The sequence below is a fragment of the Marivivens aquimaris genome, from assembly GCF_015220045.1.
In the GTDB taxonomy this organism is placed as follows: Bacteria; Pseudomonadota; Alphaproteobacteria; order Rhodobacterales; family Rhodobacteraceae; genus Marivivens; species Marivivens aquimaris.
On the sequence record NZ_JADBGB010000001.1, the window covers coordinates 2,948,762 to 2,966,366 of the forward strand.

A 17,605-nucleotide genomic window follows, 5' to 3' on the forward strand; every position below is an offset into this window, starting at 1 on the left:
CGCCCGTTCATTGAAACGGTTTAACAAGAGGCGTCAGACCAGAAACGCGAGGATGAGCGGTAATCCGACTACCGACATCACGGTCGAAACCACGACGAGGCCCGCGACGGCCTGCGAGTCCGCGCCGTACTTCTCGGCCAGCATGTAGGAGGTCACGGCGACCGGCGTTGCGAGCTGCACGATCAGCACGCTCATCGCGACAGGTTCAAGGTCAAACCACTGACCCGCAATGACGCCCGCGCCGACGCAGACCGCGATCTTGATGACGGCCATGAGCATGGCCTTCCCAATCGCGCGTGTCTCAAGGCGGGCAACCGCGACGCCGAGGGTAATCAGCATGATCGGGATCGCCATCTGGCCGATGAGTTCGAGCGAGTTCGTCAGAAATTTCGGCGTGTGCCAGCCTTGCCAGAGGAACAGCGCGCCGAGCATGGTGGCGGCGACGATGGGTTCCTTGATGATCTTCGTCAGCGACCCGCTGCCCGACACCAGCCAGATTCCGACCGTAAAGGACAGGATCGCCATAACGGCAAACACCACGACCGCGTAGCCAAGTCCAGTCTCGCCGAATGCGAAGAGGGCCAGCGGCAGGCCAAGGTTGCCCGTGTTTCCGAAGATCAGTGGCGCGAGGTAGGTTTGCCTGTCGGCGCGCATCACGGTGACGAGTAAGAGCGACGCTGCGGCGATGATGCCGTAGCCGACGAATGCCGCCAGCGACAATGCTGCGAGGGCCTCGGGATTGATCTCTGTCCGCATGAGCGCGGTGAAGATCAGGCAGGGCACCGAAAGGGTCATGGCAAGCCGCGTGACGAACTCGACGCGGTATTCAAAGCCAAGGCGCACCCAGCCAAAACCGATGGCCGCAAGAATGAAAACCGGAGCTGTGATCTCCAGTACTGTTAGTGCAAGGTTCACAGACTGTTTCCACCCCATTTCGTGCCGTCCGATGGACAAGCAACTCCCCAAAGGATTAGTAATGGTTAAGGGGGCTTTGTGCCATGCTGAAAACGCGCGCCAAATACCAGTTGGGACAGATCGTCCGCCATCGCAAACATCCGTTTCGCGGTGTGGTGTTTGATGTCGACGCGATGTTCAGCAATTCCGAGGAATGGTACGAAGCCATCCCCGAAGATGCCCGCCCCAGCAAAGACCAGCCCTTCTACCACCTGCTCGCCGAGAACAGCGAAAGCTTCTACGTGGCTTACGTGTCCGAGCAGAACCTGATCGCCGATTATTCGGGCGAGCCGGTGTCGCATCCTGATGTGGAAGAATTCTTCGATACGTTCGAAGACGGGCAATATCACCTCGACGTCCAGCTTAACTAAGCTGGGTCCCCGACGCCGCGTAACTGGGTGGGGGCAAATGCACGCGACATCGGGGTGAAGCATTTTGCAGCTACCTGTCCATTATGAAGACTCGCGAAGGCTCAAGCATGATCAAATAAGGGCAGTTTGGCGGCGCGAATGGATATGAAATCACCAATGTTTATTGATGGTGTAGATTGTCCTGTATCTGGAAACATGCCGCGATAGGTGGCGGAGCGCGCCGTCATCCGCTAAATCACGGTGAAACCGAACAGGATTTTGCCATGCGCGCCGACTACCCCACGCTTGCCAAACAGATCGCCGCTTTGACCGAGGGCGAGACAGACGAGGTTGCACTGATGGCGACCTTGGCGTGCGAGCTGCACCACGCGGACGACCGTTTCGACTGGACCGGCTTTTACCGCGTGACCGAACCGGAAGTACTGAAGATCGGGCCCTATCAGGGCGGTCATGGTTGCCTCGTTATCCCGTTCTCGCGCGGCGTCTGCGGTGCTGCGGCCCGATTACAGGAAACACAACTTGTGCCGGACGTCGAAGCGTTCCCCGGTCACATCGCCTGTTCATCCTCGACACGTTCCGAGATTGTTTTGCCGGTGTTCAACGCGGCTGGCGAGATCATCGGCGTGCTCGATATCGACAGCAATCAGCCGGATGCCTTCACCGTGGATGACCAAACCGCACTGGAAGCCATCCTGCGCGATACGTTTGCTCGCGCATGAACGGCAGCGAGTATAACCCGCCGCAGGATCCGCTGGTCGTCTTGCACGAAGACCACGAGATCGTCGTCGTCGACAAACCCACGGGACTTTTGTCCGTGCCAGGAAAGGGCGAGCACCTTGCGGACTGCCTGATCACTCGCGTGCAGGCTGCATACCCGACTGCGCTGCTGGTGCACCGTCTTGATCGCGATACGTCGGGTGTGATGATCTTTGGCCTGACGCCGAACGCGCAAAGGCACCTTGGTAAACAGTTCGAGGCGCGCGCGACTAAGAAAACCTACGTTGCGCGGGTTTATGGTCGGGTTCAGGAAAAGACCGGAACCGTCGATCTGCCGTTGATCGTAGACTGGCCGAACCGTCCGCTGCAAAAGGTCGACCATGAAGAGGGGCGGCAAGCCGTCACAGACTGGCGCGTGGTTCGTGCGAGTGACGACGAGAGCCGCGTCCGTCTCTATCCGAAGACCGGGCGGTCACATCAGCTCCGTGTGCATATGAGAGAGATCGGGCATCCGATCCTCGGTGATCCGTTTTATGCAACGGGGCCGGCGCTCGATTATCCGCGCCTCATGCTGCATTCGGAAACCCTGCAATTCCGTCACCCTGACGGCGGCCGCGGAATGCGTATCACAGCCAAAGCGCCGTTCTAGGATGGGTGGAGGGGGCGCTGCCCCCTCGGCCTTGCGGCCTCACCCCCGAGGTATTTTCGTCAGAATGAAGATCACTCGTCCCAGCCGGAGATGGCTTTGACTTCGAGGAATTCTTCGATCCCCCAGACGCCGCCTTCGCGGGCGCGGCCGGAGGCTTTGACGCCGCCGAAGGGTGCGCCTGCTGCACGGCTTTTGCCGTTCATCTCGACCATGCCCGATTTGAGCTGACGCGCGAGGCGACGTTTGCGGTCGGTGTCGGTGGTCTGGACGTAGTTTGTCAGGCCGTAGGGCGTATCGTTGGCGATGCGGACGGCGTCCTCTTCGGTGTCGAACGGGATGATCGACAGGACGGGGCCAAAGATTTCTTCGCGTTCGATCGTCATGCCGGGATCGACGTCGGCAAAGACGGTCGGGCGGACATAGAAGCCTTTGTTCATGCCTTCGGGCAGGCCGAGCCCGCCAGCAACGAGGCGAGCGCCTTCATCGATGCCCTTTTGGATATAGCCCTGAATCTGGTCCCACTGGCGTTTGTTCACGACGGGGCCGATGTGGTTGCCGTTCTGGTGGCCGGAGGCAACGGGGGTGTTCTCTGCGACCGATTTGGCGATCTCGACCGCTTCGTCGTAGAAATCACGCTCGACCAGCATACGGGTCGGGGCGTTGCAGGACTGACCCGAATTGTAGAAGCAGTGCTTCGCGCCGCGGCGGACAGCTTTTTCGCCCGCATCTGCAAAGACCACGTTTGCGCCTTTGCCGCCGAGTTCGAGGGTCACGCGCTTCATCGTTTCGGCGGCGGTTTTCGAAATCGCACGACCGGCGCGGGTGGAGCCGGTGAAGCTGATCATCTGAACATCTTCGTGCGCCGAAAGCTGGGTGCCGACGCCTTGGCCATCGCCGTTCACCAGATTGAACACGCCGGCGGGGATGCCGGCGTCATGGACGAATTCTGCGAACAGCATCGAGGAGAGCGGGGCTTCCTCGGACGGTTTCAGGACAATGGTGCAACCAGCGAGGAGGGCAGGGATCACTTTCAGCGTCACCTGATTCATCGGCCAGTTCCATGGCGTGATGAGGCCGACGACCCCGATGGGTTCGAGCGCGATCTGGGTGTCGGTGACATCGTCGCTGAGCGGCTTGATCCATTCGATTTTCTCGAACGCATCAAGGAAGTTGCCGAGGTGCCACGGCAGGCATTCGGCCTGATCCTCGTAGCTCATGTCGATCGGGGCACCCATCTCGCGCGAGATCGCTTCGGCCATTTCCTGACGGCGCAGGTTGTACTGGTCGAGGATTTTGCGAACGTAGTCGGCGCGGGTTGCGGGCGCAGTCGCAGCCCACGACGGGAAGGCGGCAGAGGCTGCATCGACGGCGGTATTGGTGTCCGCTTCGCTGCCGAGCGAAATGACAGCGGTGACTTCTTCGGTCGACGGGTCGATGACGTCGCAGTCACGTGCCACGGCAGGAGCGACCCATTTGCCGTTGATGTAGAATTCGCGCTTTTCGAGCATGATTGGCTCCTGAAATTTGATCAAAAATCAGCCTGCCATTGCTGCGACAAAATCACAAGTGGAGGTAGCGGTAACACTTCCGCAATCCTATATCGGGGCATGAACATATCATTACGGAGGATATTATGGCTCTGCGAATTAACGATACGATCCCGAACCTGACCGTTGAAACCGATCAGGGTACCCTCAACCTTCATGACTGGATCGGCGATAGCTGGGCTATCCTGTTCTCTCACCCGAAAGACTTTACCCCTGTTTGCACCACCGAGTTTGGCGCTGTTGCCCAGCTGACCGACGAATGGGCCAAGCGCGGCACAAAGGTCATGGGTATCTCGGTCGACGGCGTTGAAGAGCACAAGAAGTGGAAAGGCGACATCGAGAAGTTTGCCGGTGCGGAAGCCAGCTTCCCGATCATCGCTGACAGTGATCTGGCCGTCGCGAAGGCCTTCGATATGCTGCCCGCCGAAGCCTACTTGCCGGACGGCCGTACTCCGGCCCACACCGCGACCGTGCGTTCGGTGTTCATCGTCTCGCCGGACAAGAAGCTCCAGCTGTCGATGACCTATCCGATGTCGGTCGGCCGTAACTTTGCTGAAGTTCTGCGCGCTCTGGACGGCCTTCAGGCCACCTACGGCAACCCGATTGCGACCCCTGCGAACTGGCAGGTCGGCCAGGACGTCATCGTTGCTCTGTCGCTCAACGACGATCAGGCCCGCGAGAAGTTCGGCGATCTGGACATCAAGCTGCCGTACCTGCGTACTGCCAAATACAACGGCTGATCCGCTCAGTCGGACAGCAAAAAGCCCCGCACGTTTGTGCGGGGCTTTTTTGTTGCGCTGTAAGGCTTACGCCATGTTGCGCGGATAGAGGAAAACTTTGGTTCCGGTCGGAACGCGATCATACAGGTCTTTGACGTGATCGTTGATCAGACGGACACAGCCGTTCGAAACTTCGCGACCGATGGTCAGCGGGTCGGGCGTACCGTGAATGCGCAAATATGTGTCGCGATTACCTTCGTAGAGGTACAGCGCGCGGGCACCCAGCGGGTTGTCGATGCCGCCTGGCATACCGTCAGCGTACTTGGCATAGACCTCGGGCTCACGAGCGATCATGTCAGGTGTCGGGGTCCAAGTCGGCCATTCCTGCTTGCGTTTGATGGTGTAGATGCCGTCCTCATAGAGGTTCGCACGGGCCACACCGACGCGGTACATGATGGCTTGGTTCTCTGGCAGCACCCAGAACAGATTGAACGACGTCGGGTCGACGTGGATCGTGTAGGGTTCATAGCCAGCACCAATCGTCACCATCTGCGGTGCGAATTGCTGGGCTTCTTTGGCAAGCTGATCTTGAGCAGCTTCGGTTTGAGCAAATGCTGGGATGGCGCCACAAACGGCTGCCCCAGCGAGAAAATTACGGCGATTAAAAATCATAATGCGTTTCCCTTATTACGGGCCGCCTCAGTGGCGGGTTCGTCAGCTAACGCGCGATTTTCTCAGAAAGTTTCCTGTTCCCTTCCTCACATAAAAGAGAAACCCCGACGTCAACGCCGGGGTTTCCAAGAGAAGTCAGTGACTTACAGAGATAAGAAAAATTCTTATTCTGCCTCTTCTTCCTTCACGATTTCTTCGCCAGTTTCCTGATCGACGATCTTCATCGACAGGCGAACTTTACCGCGATCGTCGAAGCCGAGCAGCTTGACCCAGACTTCCTGACCTTCCTTGAGGACGTCAGACGGGTGGTTCAGGCGACGGTTTTCGATCTGGCTGACGTGGACGAGACCGTCACGCTTGCCGAAGAAGTTCACGAAAGCACCGAAGTCGACAAGCTTGACGACTTTGCCTTTGTAGACTTTGCCTTCTTCCGGCTCTGCGACGATCGAGTAGATCATGTCGTAGGCCTTCTGGATGGCTTCACCATTCGACGAAGCGATCTTGATGACGCCGTCGTCGTTGATGTCGACCTTGGCACCCGAAGTTTCGACGATCTCGCGGATGACCTTACCGCCCGAACCGATGACTTCACGGATCTTGTCGGTCGGGATCTGCATGGTCTCGATGCGCGGAGCGTGAACCGAGAAGGTGTTCGCAGTGGTCAGCGCCTTCGACATTTCGCCGAGGATGTGCAGACGACCCTGACGTGCCTGCTCCAGAGCTTTCTTCATGATTTCCGGCGTGATGCCAGCAACCTTGATGTCCATCTGCAGTGAGGTGATGCCGTCTTCGGTACCTGCAACTTTGAAGTCCATGTCGCCGAGGTGGTCTTCGTCACCGAGGATGTCGGTCAGAACGGCGTAAGAGCCGTCGTCTTCGAGGACCAGACCCATAGCAACACCGGCAACCGGTGCCTTCAGCGGAACGCCGGCATCCATCATCGACAGCGAGCCACCGCAGACCGAAGCCATGGAGGACGAACCGTTCGATTCAGTGATCTCGGACACAACGCGGATGGTGTACGGGAAGTCGGTTGCGGCCGGCAGAACAGCCTGAAGCGCGCGCCATGCGAGCTTGCCGTGACCGATTTCGCGGCGACCCGGCGAACCAACGCGGCCAACTTCACCAACCGAGTACGGAGGGAAGTTATAGTGCAGCAGGAAGTTCGAGCGGAAGTTGCCGTGCAGGGCGTCGATGATCTGCTCGTCGTCGCCGGTGCCGAGGGTGGTCACGACCAGCGCCTGGGTTTCACCGCGGGTGAACAGAGCCGAACCGTGGGTACGCGGCAGCAAGCTGGTTTCCGAAACGATCGAGCGAACCTGATCGAGTGCACGGCCGTCGATGCGCTTGCCTTCTTTGACAACCGAACCGCGCAGAACCGACGACTCGAGCTTCTTCAGAGCCGAACCGAGGTTCGCGTCTTCGAGTTGCTCTTCGGTCAGGGTCGCTTTGACAGCTTCCTTGGCAGCCGAAACGGCAGCAACGCGCTCTTGCTTGTTGGTGATGGCATATGCAGCGCGCATCTGCTCTTCACCAGCGGCTTTCACGATCTCGTAGAGGTCCGAGTAATCCGGCGCGTTGAATTCGAACGGCTCTTTCGCAGCTTCTTCAGCCAGCGAGATGATGCAGTCGATAACCGGCTGGAGCTGCTCGTGAGCGAAGGTAACCGCGCCCAGCATTTCTTCTTCGGTCAGCTCGTAAGCTTCCGATTCCACCATCATCACGGCATCTTTGGTGCCTGCAACAACGAGGTCCAGACGCTGCTCGGGGTTCGAACGCAGGTTGGTCATATCGTCGACCTGCGGGTTCAGTACGTATTCGCCATCGACGAAACCAACGCGAGCCGCACCGATCGGGCCCATGAACGGAGCGCCCGAAATGGTCAGGGCTGCCGAAGCGGCGATCATTGCAACGATGTCGGGATCGTTCACGAGGTCGTGCGACAGGACGGTGCACATGACGAGCACTTCGTTTTTGAAGCCCGGGACGAACAGCGGACGGATCGGACGGTCGATCAGGCGCGCAGTGAGCGTCTCTTTCTCGGTCGGACGAGCTTCGCGCTTGAAGAAGCCGCCCGGTACTTTACCGGCGGCGTAGTATTTCTCTTGGTAGTGAACCGTAAGCGGGAAGAAATCCTGACCCGGCTTCGCTTCTTTGGCGAAGGTCACGTTTGCCATGACGGAGGTTTCGCCCAGAGTGGCGATAACGGTGCCGTCGGCCTGGCGAGCAACCTTGCCGGTTTCCAGCGTGAGCGTTTCTTCGCCCCACTGGATCGATTTTTTCACTTCATTGAACATCAGCGTATCCTAAAAGGGAGCACTCCCGGCCCTCCGGGTCTCCCGTTTGATTGGCGGCCCCATTGCCGCCGACCCCATCCATCCATTTCGAGTGCCGGGGTCATAGCACAACGTCTCAGATGGCGCGCACATACATGAAAACAAGGTGTTTGGAAAGCATTGCTTTCGTGAGGCAAACTCGCCTGCTTGTGGCAGCGGTGCGGCACAAATAAAAACGCCCGCTCGAATGAGCGGGCGTCTCAATTCCGGATCGGATAAGCGATTAGCGGCGGATGCCGAGGCGCTTGATCAGGTCCTGGTAACGGGCCTCTTCCTTACCCTTGAGGTAGTCCAGCAGCTTACGACGCTGAGCAACCATCTTGAGCAGGCCGCGGCGGCCGTGGTTGTCTTTTTTGTGGGTCTTGAAGTGCTCGGTCAGAGTGGTGATGCGCGAGGTCAGGATCGCGATCTGAACTTCCGGCGAACCGGTGTCACCTTCTTTGGTGCCGAATTCTTTGATGACGCGTGCTTTTTCTTCAACGGTGATCGACATCGGGATCTCCTTAGTATCAAAGGGTTATGGCGCAGGCCGGGATGTCGTCCAGCAAGGCCCTTGGAGTAGTATCCCTGTCCATGACAGCGGATCAGCGGCGCATAGATGAGAATCGTCAGGAAATAAAGAGAAATCTCACAGTTTCACCAGCTGCACGCGGCCAAGGTCGAATTCGGAAAGGTGCCGGAGTTTTGCAAGGTCGGTACCGTCGGCCTGTAGAATGAGCCCGTCGTCGGTTTGCATCGAACTCAGGGTAGGGGGCTCGCCGGAGTAGTTCAGGACCAGAACGTCGTCGTCAGTCAGGTCGTCGATGGTGACCGGGCCGGCGATATCGGATGAGATCATGAACACATCGTGACCAGTGCCGCCGTTCAGGTTGTCATGCGCAGCACCATGCAGGATGTCCTCGCCTGCGCCGCCATTCAGGAAATCCTGTTCGGTGTCTTGGCCCCCATAAATCTCATCGGAGCCGCTGCCGCCGTTCAGAACGTCCTCGCCCGCTCCGCCGACCATGACATCATCGCCCAGCGAGCCGAGAAGCGCGTCGTTGCCATCGCCTCCGTACATCTCATCGTTTCCGGATCCGCCAATTAGGTTGTCGTCGCCAGTGCCACCGTTCATCAGGTCGTCGCCGATATGTCCCGCAAGATAGTCGGCATCGGATTCGCCCGAGAGTTGGTCATCGCCTTCCCCTCCGTGTAGTTCATCCTCGCCGTCGTTCCCCGACAGCAAGTCGTTCCCCATCGCGCCATCGAGGAAATCGGCACCATTCCCGCCGCTCAATGTATCGTCGCCATCTCCGCCGATGATGATGTCGTCATCGTCCGTTCCATCCTCGGAAATTCCGGGGATAAGAACGGCTCCGGCCAAGGCCATCGTAACCAGTCCGACAAGATACAGCATTGCGCCCTCACCATTTGCAGCTGAAATAGCGCTAGCCCGAGTGCGGTACGAAACGCGAACGAATTATGTGGTTATGGTTAACGCCGGCCACGGCTGAGGCTGCTGGCTGTAGGAGATATACAGCGGGTGCTTCGGGTGGCCCGCAGCAGTAAGTCCGAGCGTAAACAGCGGCTTACCGGTTTCTCGCAGAAGTGCCTCGACCTGTGGTCCGCGATTAAGGAATTCTCCGTGCGTTCCCCAAGCGCAGATAATCTGGTCCCCGTCGCGAATCCATTCCACAGCAGAACCGCGAATCGCAGCATCGTTTGCAGGTCCGACCGGATCGGCAGCCGCGCGCATTTTCTTGGGGTCGGTGTCACGCCACGCGAAAATGTTAGTCACGCGGAACGCCCCGAAACCCAGCGCGCGCGCGCGGCGTTCGCAGCGTTCGACGGTCGGGTCGTTCTGGACCTCGGTCGCGGTTGACGGATTGAGCATGATAAACAAGGCGCGCCGGCCTTCGGGGTTCCACATGCGGGTCAGCAGATAGCGGTATTTCTCGCATGGCGAGTAGACGGCGACTGATTCAGCGTCGCCTTTGAGATGACATTTTTCGATCATTGCCTGCCCTAAAATCCGCAAAATTCTAATCAATTATCTCTGTCAGGGACACAAAGTTAAACCCTCAAGAAGAATCATAAATGAAGAGGTTGGTATGGATTGGACCAGCTTGTTGTTGATTGGTTCCATGGGCCTAGGACTTGTCTTCGAATTCAACTTTGACGGCGGAGTAGAGACCGACGTCAATGATGAGGCGGACATGATGGAAACCGACGAGCACGCGGCATCGATGATGTCGTTTGAAGAGGATATCGATGCTGAGATCGATATCTGGGATACGCCGATTATCGACTACGGGCCGATTAATCCCGAAGTCGCGGTGCTGCCTTGGGGTGACCCTGAGGTCGACACCGAGGTATTCGGCGACATGGCTGCGTAATCAGCTGACGAACACGCGTGAAGGGTGAAGTTCACCGCTGCGGAAATGTCCGACAGCAATGGCTTGCCCTTCAAAGCTTGCCCAACATTCCTCATTGAATTCAACGTCATGCGCAATAACGGTCGCAGCGTTGCCGTTGCGCAGCCGTGTGATGCTTTCGGGCGGGCAGCGGACTTCGGTTATATCGCAAAGGCCGTCTTCGAGAGGGCGGAGATAATTGTCGAGCTCCGGCGTCTTCGCCAGTTCCTCGATCTGCTCCATCGTCATGGCACCTTCGGTTTCGAACGGGCCGGACCAGATGCGGCGCAGACGCAGGACATGGCCGTAGCAGCCAAGTTTCGCACCGAGGTCGCGTGCGATCGAGCGGACGTACCCGCCTTTGCCGCAGGTCATCTCCAGAACGACATGATCGGCGTCGGGACGGTCGACCATGACAAGTTCCTCGACCCACAGCGGACGCGCGGCGATCTCGAACTCTTCGTCATCGCGAGCGAGCTTGTAGGCGCGCTGGCCGTCGATTTTCACGGCCGAGAACTTGGGCGGCACCTGCATGATGTCGCCGAGGAAACCGTTCAGGGCTTCCTTGATCTCGTCATCCGTCGGGCGCTGGTCGCTTGAGGCGATAATCTCACCCTCAGCATCGTCAGTATTTGTCGCAGCGCCGAGCGTGACGGTGAACTCGTAAGCCTTCAGCGCGTCGGTGATGTAGGGGATGGTCTTGGTCGCTTCGCCGATAGCGACGGCCAGAAGGCCAGTGGCTTCGGGATCGAGGGTGCCAGCGTGGCCGGCTTTTTTCGCGCCCAGCGCCCAGCGGATCTTGTTGACCACAGCGGTGGAGGTGATGCCAGCAGGCTTGTCCACGATGATCCAGCCAGAAATATCGCGACCTTTGCGCTTGCCCATCGTCATCTCCTTGATCTCGGGGCGGGTCTGCTATCGGCCCGCCGCCGGTCCGTCAACCGCGTGCTTATTCGTCAGCGTCTTCGATATCGTCGTCTTCGAGGTCCTGACGCACGTGTTCATCCGCAAACATGCGGCGCGTGTCGTCCATCCGGTCGAAGGTCTCGTCGATTTCGAAACGCAGGTCGGGCGCGTATTTCAGCGTCAAACCTTTAGTGACGAGGTGACGCAGCTCTGCCTTGTTACGGCGGAGGGCAGCGAGACACTCGTCCTTGTTCTGACCGCCGAGCGGAAGAACATATGCGGTTGCGTATTTAAGGTCAGGGGAGCACTGCACCTCGCCCACAGTGATCGACATGCGACCCAGATCAGGATCGTGCACATCGCCACGGGCAAGGACGTCCGACAGTGACCTGCGGACGAGTTCGCTCACACGGAGCTGACGCTGGGAGGGGCCGGAGCCCGAATTGAAACGGTTCTTTGCCATATCGCCCATGTAAGCGCGATCAGCGCACTTGCCAAGCAAGGCGTTGCAGGGCTAGCACCGATACGCAATTCAAAGCCAAGAGGATGACGACATGACCGACCTGCCGGGTATCGTGATTACCGGAGCTTCGGGCCGTATGGGCCAGATGCTGATCAAGACTGTTCTGGGGTCGGACAAAGCCAAACTCGTCGGCGCGATCGAGCGTGACGGCCACGACTGGATCGGGCAGGATGTCGGTGTTGTCATGGGCGGTCAGCCGATAGGTGTGACCGTGACTTCTGATGCGGCGGCTGCCTTTGCCGAAGCGAACGCTGTCATTGATTTTACTGCACCTTCCGCGACTGTTGCCTTCGCTCAGGCTGCTGCTGAAGCTGGTATTGTCCACGTCATTGGCACCACAGGCATGGAGGACGAGCACCTCAGCCAGATTGCTGCATCCGCTGCCAAAGCGACCGTGATCCGTGCGGGTAACATGTCGCTGGGTGTGAACCTCCTGACCGGTCTGACCAAGAAGGTTGCGGCTGCGCTGGGCGAGGAATTCGACATCGAAGTCATCGAGGCGCACCACAACAAAAAGGTCGATGCGCCGTCGGGGACTGCTCTGATGTTAGGTGAGGCCGCTGCCGAAGGACGCGGTGTGAAGCTATCCGACGTTCGCGATTCGGGTCGTGACGGTATCACGGGTGCCCGCAAGAAAGGCGACATCGGCTTTGCCGTGATTCGCGGTGGTGACATCGTGGGCGAGCACGACGTGCTTTTCGCGGGCGAAGGTGAGCGTATTATCCTGCGCCACGTTGCCACTGATCGCGGCATCTTTGCCCGCGGCGCGCTGCGTGCTGCAATCTGGGGGCAGGATCAGGCGCCGGGTGAGTACGATATGATGGACGTGCTGGGGCTCTAAGCCCCGCCGCGATCAGAAATCGATCGCGATTCCCTTCTTTTCCCAATCGCCGAAACGAACGGGCTCCGGCCCGTCGCGGCCACCAAGCTCGGTCGGAAGATCGAGCTTTTCTGCATTCTTGCGGCGCTCTTCGGCTTCGGCGAGCGCACGCTGTGCGGCGGGGGGCAGATCTGGCTTCTGGGTCATGTTTTCTTGTTCCTCGGCTTTCTCTGATATAGGGCAGGGCATCTTTCAGGCCAAGGACCCATGGAGTTTCCTATGTCGACGACCGGTCTTGCGCCGCGCCTCGCTGCGTACCACCTGCTTAACGCTGTGACCATCGACGGTCGTCTGCTGTCCGAGGAAATCGGCGGCGGTGCCCTGTCTCGCCTGTCGCCAGAGGATCGCGCTCGCGCCCAGCGCCTCGCGATTTCGACCCTCCGCGCGGCAGACCGCGCCGACCGGATGCTCAAGCCGTTCCTGCAAAAACGCCCGCCGCTGTCGGTCCGCAATGCGATGCGCCTCGGCACGGTAGAGATATGGTCGGGCGAAGCCGCACATGGTGTCGTCAACGCTTGCGTCGAAATCGTGGGACGTGACAAGAAAACCCAGTCGATGAAGGGCCTCGTAAACGCCGTTCTGCGCAAGGTCGCCGCCGAACGTGAGGGCGCTTGGGACCGTCTGCCGATCCCGCGTCTGCCCGACTGGCTGCGCCTGCCGATGATCGAAGCGTGGGGCAAGCCAGCCGTCAGCGGCATGGAGGCCGCGCATTATGCAGGCGCGCCGCTGGATATCACGGTGAAGTCCGATGCCGCGGGATGGGCTGAAAAGCTCGGTGGTCAGGTTCTGCCGACCGGCACGGTTCGCATTCCTGTTGGCGTCCAGGTCTCCGGCCTGCCCGGTTTCGAAGATGGCGAATGGTGGGTGCAGGACGCGGCTGCGGCGCTGCCCGTCAAAACGCTTGGCGATATCCAGGGTCTGAACGTCCTCGACCTCTGCGCCGCGCCGGGTGGTAAGACGATGCAGCTTGCTGCGGCCGGTGCCAAAGTGACTGCCGTCGACATTTCGCCGTCGCGTCTCGACCGCGTTCAGGAAAACCTTGAGCGGACCAAGATGAAGGCAGATCTGATCGACGCCGACGCGCTGGTCTACGATGTCGAGGGCTTCGATGTTGTTCTGCTCGATGCGCCGTGCTCGGCCACCGGCACCATTCGCCGTCACCCCGATCTGCCGCACGCCAAGGACGGCAGCGAATTCGGCGACCTGATCGCGCTGCAAACGGAGCTGATCGACCACGCGCTGACCCTGCTGAAGCCGGGCGGTCGTCTGGTGTTTTGCACCTGTAGCCTGCTGCCCGACGAAGGCGAAGTGCAGGTTGAAGAGGCGCTCGAACGCCACGAAGGTCTGACCGTCGAAAAGCCGGAGTTCGAAGGGCTCGACCCTGCGTGGATCACCGAAGAAGGCGGCGTTCGCCTGCGTCCCGACTACTGGGCGGAATTTGGCGGAATGGACGGGTTCTACCTCGCCGTGCTGACAAAGGCTGCGTGACACTAAGGGTATTCCTACGTATCATTCTGCCTTAACAATGCGGCAAACGCAGTATCGAGGCAGCACCAGTGGTCAAGGCTCAGACAAGGCGTGGTAAATACACGCAGTGGATGAACCGCGCGCACGCGCGGCTTGCGGCTTATACTGCCAAACAGCCTTCGTTCGCCCATCGACCAGAACCGCAATCCATTGGCTTATTTGCAAAAGGTCGCCAACTCGTTGCCGGTAACTTCCTCTTTTCCGGCGATCTGATCGAGGCCCCCGGCGCCAGCATTTGGGATATCGCGCCCGAGGATTCGGAAGTCGCGCTGATGCTCCAGAATTGCAGTTGGCTGGACGATCTGGCTGCTGTCGGGGACGCTGACGCACGGGAACGGGCGCAGACTTGGGTCTTCGAGTGGATCGACCGCTACGGGCGCGGTCATGGCCCTGGTTGGACGCCCGAACTGACTGGCCGCCGTCTGATCCGCTGGATCAACCACGCGTATTTCCTCCTCCGCGCAAGGGAGAAGGACGAGAGCGACCGCTTCATGCAAAGCCTCGGTGCGCAGACGAAATACCTCTCAAAGCGCTGGAAAGGCACCAAGCCGGGTTTGGAGCGGTTCGAGGCGCTCTGCGGCCTCGTCTACGCCAGTCTGGCGCTAGACGGCTCCATGCTCGTGCTCGACGATGCGCTCTCGGCGCTGGCCAAAGAGTGTAAGGCCCGCATCACCGAAGACGGCGGCATCGACACCCGCAATCCCGAAGAACTGCTGGAAGTCTTCACGCTCCTCGGTTGGGCCGTCACTGCACTTGAAGAAACGGGTCGCTCCGCGCCGCAGGACGTCACTGACGCGATGGGACGTATCGCGCCGACGCTCCGCGTGCTGCGTCATTCCGATGGTGGCCTCGCGCGGTTCCACGGCGGTGGTCGCGGCATCGATGGGCGCTTGGATCATGCGCTGGCGCTGCTGCCAGATCGCACCGTGCCGAAAGGCGTCCTGCACATGGGTTACGGGCGCATCACCGGCGGTCGGACCAGTGTTATCATTGACGCAGATGCTCCACCGAGCGGGCCTGCCAGCCACGATGCCCATGCCTCGACCTGTTCAATGGAAGTCACCTCTGGCCGTCGTCCGCTGATCGTCAATTGTGGATCGGGGAGCCGTTTCGGCCTCGACTGGCGGCGTTTCGGACGTGCGACCGCGAGCCATTCTACGCTGGCGATCGAAGGGTATTCTTCCGCGCGTCTCGGCAAAGCAGGCAAATTTGGGAGTGTCGGTCATGAACTGCTCGTCGATATCCCCGACCACGTGCCGACCGACCAATTGAGCAGCCGTAAGGGCGAGAAATTCGAGGTCGCGCACAACGGCTATCAAGCAACGCACGGCCTGATGCACGCTCGCATCCTCGACCTCAGCCACGACGGGCGGACGCTGGAGGGTGAAGAGCTCCTCGCCACACTATCCGAAGCTGACAAGAAACGGTTCGACGTCTGCATCAAGCGCGAGCCGCTGGGGATTCCCTATTCGGTTCGTTTCCATCTGCATCCCGATGTCGAGGCGTCTCTCGATATGGGCGGAACGGCGGTGTCTCTCACACTCAAAAGTGGTGAGATCTGGGTGTTCCGGCATGATGGGCGGGCCGAAATGAACATCGAGCCGTCGGTTTACCTCGAAAATGGACGTTTACGCCCCCGAACATCGCAACAAGTGGTTTTAACCGGACGCGCAATGGCCTATGCGACGCGCATCCGCTGGTCCCTAGCCAAGGCGCATGAAACCCCGAGCGCCGTACGCGACTACGTTCAGGATGACCTTGCGGAACTGGATCAAGATTGACAGCCCGGAGAGCCCGCCCGATGACCGACCTCTATCCCCTGCGCCGCGCCCTATTGTCCGTGTCCGACAAAACCGGACTTCTCGAACTTGGAAAGGCGCTCGCGGATCGTGGTGTCGAACTGCTCTCGACCGGCGGCTCCGCCAAGGCGCTGCGCGATGCCGGCCTGACCGTTCGTGACGTTTCGGACGTCACCGGCTTCCCCGAAATGATGGACGGCCGCGTCAAGACCCTGCACCCCAAGGTGCACGGCGGTCTGCTGGCCCTGCGTGACAACGATGCGCACGTCGCTGCAATGGAAGAACACGAAATCGGCGGCATCGACCTGCTGGTCGTGAACCTCTACCCGTTCGAAGCCGCTCTGGCCCGCGGTGCCGAGTATGACGAAATGATCGAGAACATCGACATCGGTGGCCCTGCGATGATCCGCGCCGCAGCGAAGAACCACGGTTTCGTCACCACCATCGTCGACGTCGAAGATTACGACGCTCTGCTGGCCGAACTGGATGCCAACGACGGTCAGACCTCGTTCGCCTTCCGTCAGCGTCAGGCTCAGATCGCTTACGCCCGTACCGGCGCTTACGATGCCGCCGTCAGCAACTGGATGGCCGACGCGATTGGTGAGGCCGCGCCGCGCCGCCGTTCGTTTGCTGGTCAGATTAAGCAGACCCTGCGCTACGGTGAAAACCCGCACCAGTCGGCTGCGTTCTACACCGACGGCACCAACCGTCCGGGCGTTGCGACTGCTGTCCAGCATCAGGGCAAGGAATTGTCTTACAACAACATCAACGACACCGACGCTGCATTCGAGCTGGTGGCTGAATTCGATCCGGCTGCTTCGGCTGCCGTTGCGATCATCAAGCACGCCAACCCGTGTGGTGTTGCCAAAGGCGCGACCCTGCTCGAAGCCTACCAGAAGGCTTTCGATTGCGACCGCACTTCGGCTTTCGGCGGTATCGTTGCGCTGAACCAGCCGCTTGATGCTGACACCGCTAAGGCAATCGTTGAAATCTTCACCGAAGTCGTCATCGCTCCGGGTGCTTCGGACGAAGCCAAGGAAATCTTTGCAGCCAAGAAGAACCTGCGTCTTCTGACTACCGATGGTCTGCCGAACGTCCTCGACAAGTCGAACACCGTTCGTCAGGTCGCTGGCGGCTTCCTCGTACAGGACAAAGATGCTGGCTTCATCGGCATGGATGACCTCAAAGTAGTCACCAAGAAAGCCCCGACCCAAGAGCAAATGGAAGACCTCCTGTTCGCTTGGAAAGTCGGCAAGCACGTCAAGTCGAACGCCATCGTCTACGTCAAAGACGGCGCGACCGTTGGCGTCGGTGCTGGCCAGATGAGCCGTGTCGACTCCGCGCTGATCGCCGCGAAGAAGGCAGAACGTATGGCTGAAACCATCGGCCTCGAACAGCCGCTGACCATCGGTTCGGCCGTTGCTTCGGATGCGTTCTTCCCGTTCCCCGACGGCCTGATGGAAGCCGCTGCCGCTGGTGCGACCTGCGTCATCCAGCCGGGTGGTTCGATGCGTGACAACGAAGTTATCGCAGCCGCTGACGAAGCGGGCCTCGCGATGGTCTTCACCGGCATGCGCCACTTCCGTCACTAAATGAAAACGATCGCGACAGC

19 protein-coding genes are annotated in these 17,605 nt (G+C 59.6%); 9 read left to right on the forward strand and 10 right to left on the reverse strand.

Annotated elements, in window-relative coordinates:
- Positions 1 to 33: 33 nt before the first annotated feature.
- Positions 34 to 915 (reverse strand): AEC family transporter, encoded by an 882-nt coding sequence (locus IF204_RS14555; protein ID WP_194097808.1) that lies wholly within the window; start codon positions 913 to 915, stop codon positions 34 to 36.
- Between the two features lie 83 nt (positions 916 to 998).
- Between IF204_RS14555 and hspQ the strand changes: the two genes are divergently transcribed.
- From hspQ to IF204_RS14570, 3 genes are all read left to right on the forward strand, one after another.
- A complete protein-coding gene (gene hspQ, locus IF204_RS14560; protein WP_167636587.1) occupies positions 999 to 1,325 on the forward strand; it encodes a heat shock protein HspQ in 327 nt (108 codons plus the stop codon).
- A 263-nt stretch (positions 1,326 to 1,588) separates the two neighbouring features.
- Entirely contained in the window at positions 1,589 to 2,044 is a 456-nt protein-coding gene (locus tag IF204_RS14565; protein ID WP_194097809.1) for a GAF domain-containing protein, read from the forward strand.
- Entirely contained in the window at positions 2,041 to 2,691 is a 651-nt protein-coding gene (locus IF204_RS14570) for an RluA family pseudouridine synthase (protein ID WP_194097810.1), read from the forward strand. Before IF204_RS14565 ends, IF204_RS14570 begins: the two co-directional genes overlap by 4 nt.
- A gap of 71 nt (positions 2,692 to 2,762) precedes the next feature.
- On the opposite strand, the gene IF204_RS14575 is transcribed toward IF204_RS14570, so the two are convergent.
- Positions 2,763 to 4,199, reverse strand: coding sequence for an aldehyde dehydrogenase family protein (locus tag IF204_RS14575; protein ID WP_194097811.1), 1,437 nt, complete (start codon positions 4,197 to 4,199; stop codon positions 2,763 to 2,765).
- Between the two features lie 125 nt (positions 4,200 to 4,324).
- On the opposite strand from IF204_RS14575, the gene IF204_RS14580 reads away from it, so the two are divergent.
- Entirely contained in the window at positions 4,325 to 4,978 is a 654-nt protein-coding gene (locus IF204_RS14580; RefSeq protein ID WP_194097812.1) for a peroxiredoxin, read from the forward strand.
- 66 nt (positions 4,979 to 5,044) lie between these two features.
- Here IF204_RS14580 and IF204_RS14585 read toward each other — a convergent pair whose 3' ends face one another.
- The 5 genes from IF204_RS14585 to IF204_RS14605 form a co-directional block, all read right to left on the reverse strand.
- Positions 5,045 to 5,629, reverse strand: coding sequence for a L,D-transpeptidase (locus IF204_RS14585; RefSeq protein ID WP_228069217.1), 585 nt, complete (start codon positions 5,627 to 5,629; stop codon positions 5,045 to 5,047).
- Positions 5,630 to 5,793: 164 nt separating this feature from the next.
- Complete coding sequence (pnp, locus tag IF204_RS14590) at positions 5,794 to 7,926, reverse strand: polyribonucleotide nucleotidyltransferase (protein ID WP_194097813.1); 2,133 nt, start codon at positions 7,924 to 7,926, stop codon at positions 5,794 to 5,796.
- Between the two features lie 262 nt (positions 7,927 to 8,188).
- A complete protein-coding gene (rpsO, locus tag IF204_RS14595) occupies positions 8,189 to 8,458 on the reverse strand; it encodes a 30S ribosomal protein S15 (RefSeq protein WP_167636598.1) in 270 nt (89 codons plus the stop codon).
- Positions 8,459 to 8,593: 135 nt separating this feature from the next.
- The gene (locus tag IF204_RS14600; RefSeq protein WP_194097814.1) at positions 8,594 to 9,361 is read right to left on the reverse strand and encodes a calcium-binding protein; all 768 of its coding nucleotides are present in this window, start codon (positions 9,359 to 9,361) and stop codon (positions 8,594 to 8,596) included.
- A gap of 63 nt (positions 9,362 to 9,424) precedes the next feature.
- Positions 9,425 to 9,961, reverse strand: coding sequence for a DUF1643 domain-containing protein (locus IF204_RS14605; protein WP_194097815.1), 537 nt, complete (start codon positions 9,959 to 9,961; stop codon positions 9,425 to 9,427).
- 94 nt (positions 9,962 to 10,055) lie between these two features.
- Between IF204_RS14605 and IF204_RS14610 the strand changes: the two genes are divergently transcribed.
- A complete protein-coding gene (locus IF204_RS14610) occupies positions 10,056 to 10,340 on the forward strand; it encodes a hypothetical protein (protein WP_194097816.1) in 285 nt (94 codons plus the stop codon).
- Here IF204_RS14610 and truB read toward each other — a convergent pair whose 3' ends face one another.
- Positions 10,341 to 11,243, reverse strand: a complete 903-nt coding sequence (gene truB / locus IF204_RS14615) for a tRNA pseudouridine(55) synthase TruB (RefSeq protein WP_194097817.1) — start codon at positions 11,241 to 11,243, stop codon at positions 10,341 to 10,343.
- A 64-nt stretch (positions 11,244 to 11,307) separates the two neighbouring features.
- Positions 11,308 to 11,727 carry a 30S ribosome-binding factor RbfA gene (gene rbfA, locus IF204_RS14620; protein ID WP_194097818.1) on the reverse strand — a complete coding sequence of 140 codons (420 nt, stop codon included), beginning with the start codon at positions 11,725 to 11,727 and terminating at the stop codon, positions 11,308 to 11,310.
- Positions 11,728 to 11,818: 91 nt separating this feature from the next.
- Between rbfA and dapB the strand changes: the two genes are divergently transcribed.
- Complete coding sequence (gene dapB, locus IF204_RS14625) at positions 11,819 to 12,628, forward strand: 4-hydroxy-tetrahydrodipicolinate reductase (RefSeq protein ID WP_194097819.1); 810 nt, start codon at positions 11,819 to 11,821, stop codon at positions 12,626 to 12,628.
- Between the two features lie 12 nt (positions 12,629 to 12,640).
- Here the strand turns inward: dapB and IF204_RS14630 are convergent, their stop codons facing one another.
- A complete protein-coding gene (locus IF204_RS14630; RefSeq protein WP_167636610.1) occupies positions 12,641 to 12,814 on the reverse strand; it encodes a DUF1674 domain-containing protein in 174 nt (57 codons plus the stop codon).
- A gap of 72 nt (positions 12,815 to 12,886) precedes the next feature.
- Between IF204_RS14630 and IF204_RS14635 the strand changes: the two genes are divergently transcribed.
- The 3 genes from IF204_RS14635 to purH all read left to right on the forward strand — a co-directional run bounded on the left by IF204_RS14635 (position 12,887) and on the right by purH (position 17,585).
- Positions 12,887 to 14,155: an RsmB/NOP family class I SAM-dependent RNA methyltransferase gene (locus IF204_RS14635; RefSeq protein WP_194097820.1), complete on the forward strand. Its 1,269-nt coding sequence runs from the start codon at positions 12,887 to 12,889 to the stop codon at positions 14,153 to 14,155.
- Between the two features lie 68 nt (positions 14,156 to 14,223).
- Positions 14,224 to 15,975, forward strand: coding sequence for a heparinase II/III family protein (locus IF204_RS14640; protein ID WP_322743292.1), 1,752 nt, complete (start codon positions 14,224 to 14,226; stop codon positions 15,973 to 15,975).
- Positions 15,976 to 15,995: 20 nt separating this feature from the next.
- Positions 15,996 to 17,585 (forward strand): bifunctional phosphoribosylaminoimidazolecarboxamide formyltransferase/IMP cyclohydrolase, encoded by a 1,590-nt coding sequence (gene purH / locus IF204_RS14645; protein ID WP_194097821.1) that lies wholly within the window; start codon positions 15,996 to 15,998, stop codon positions 17,583 to 17,585.
- The last annotated feature ends 20 nt before the right edge of the window (positions 17,586 to 17,605 follow it).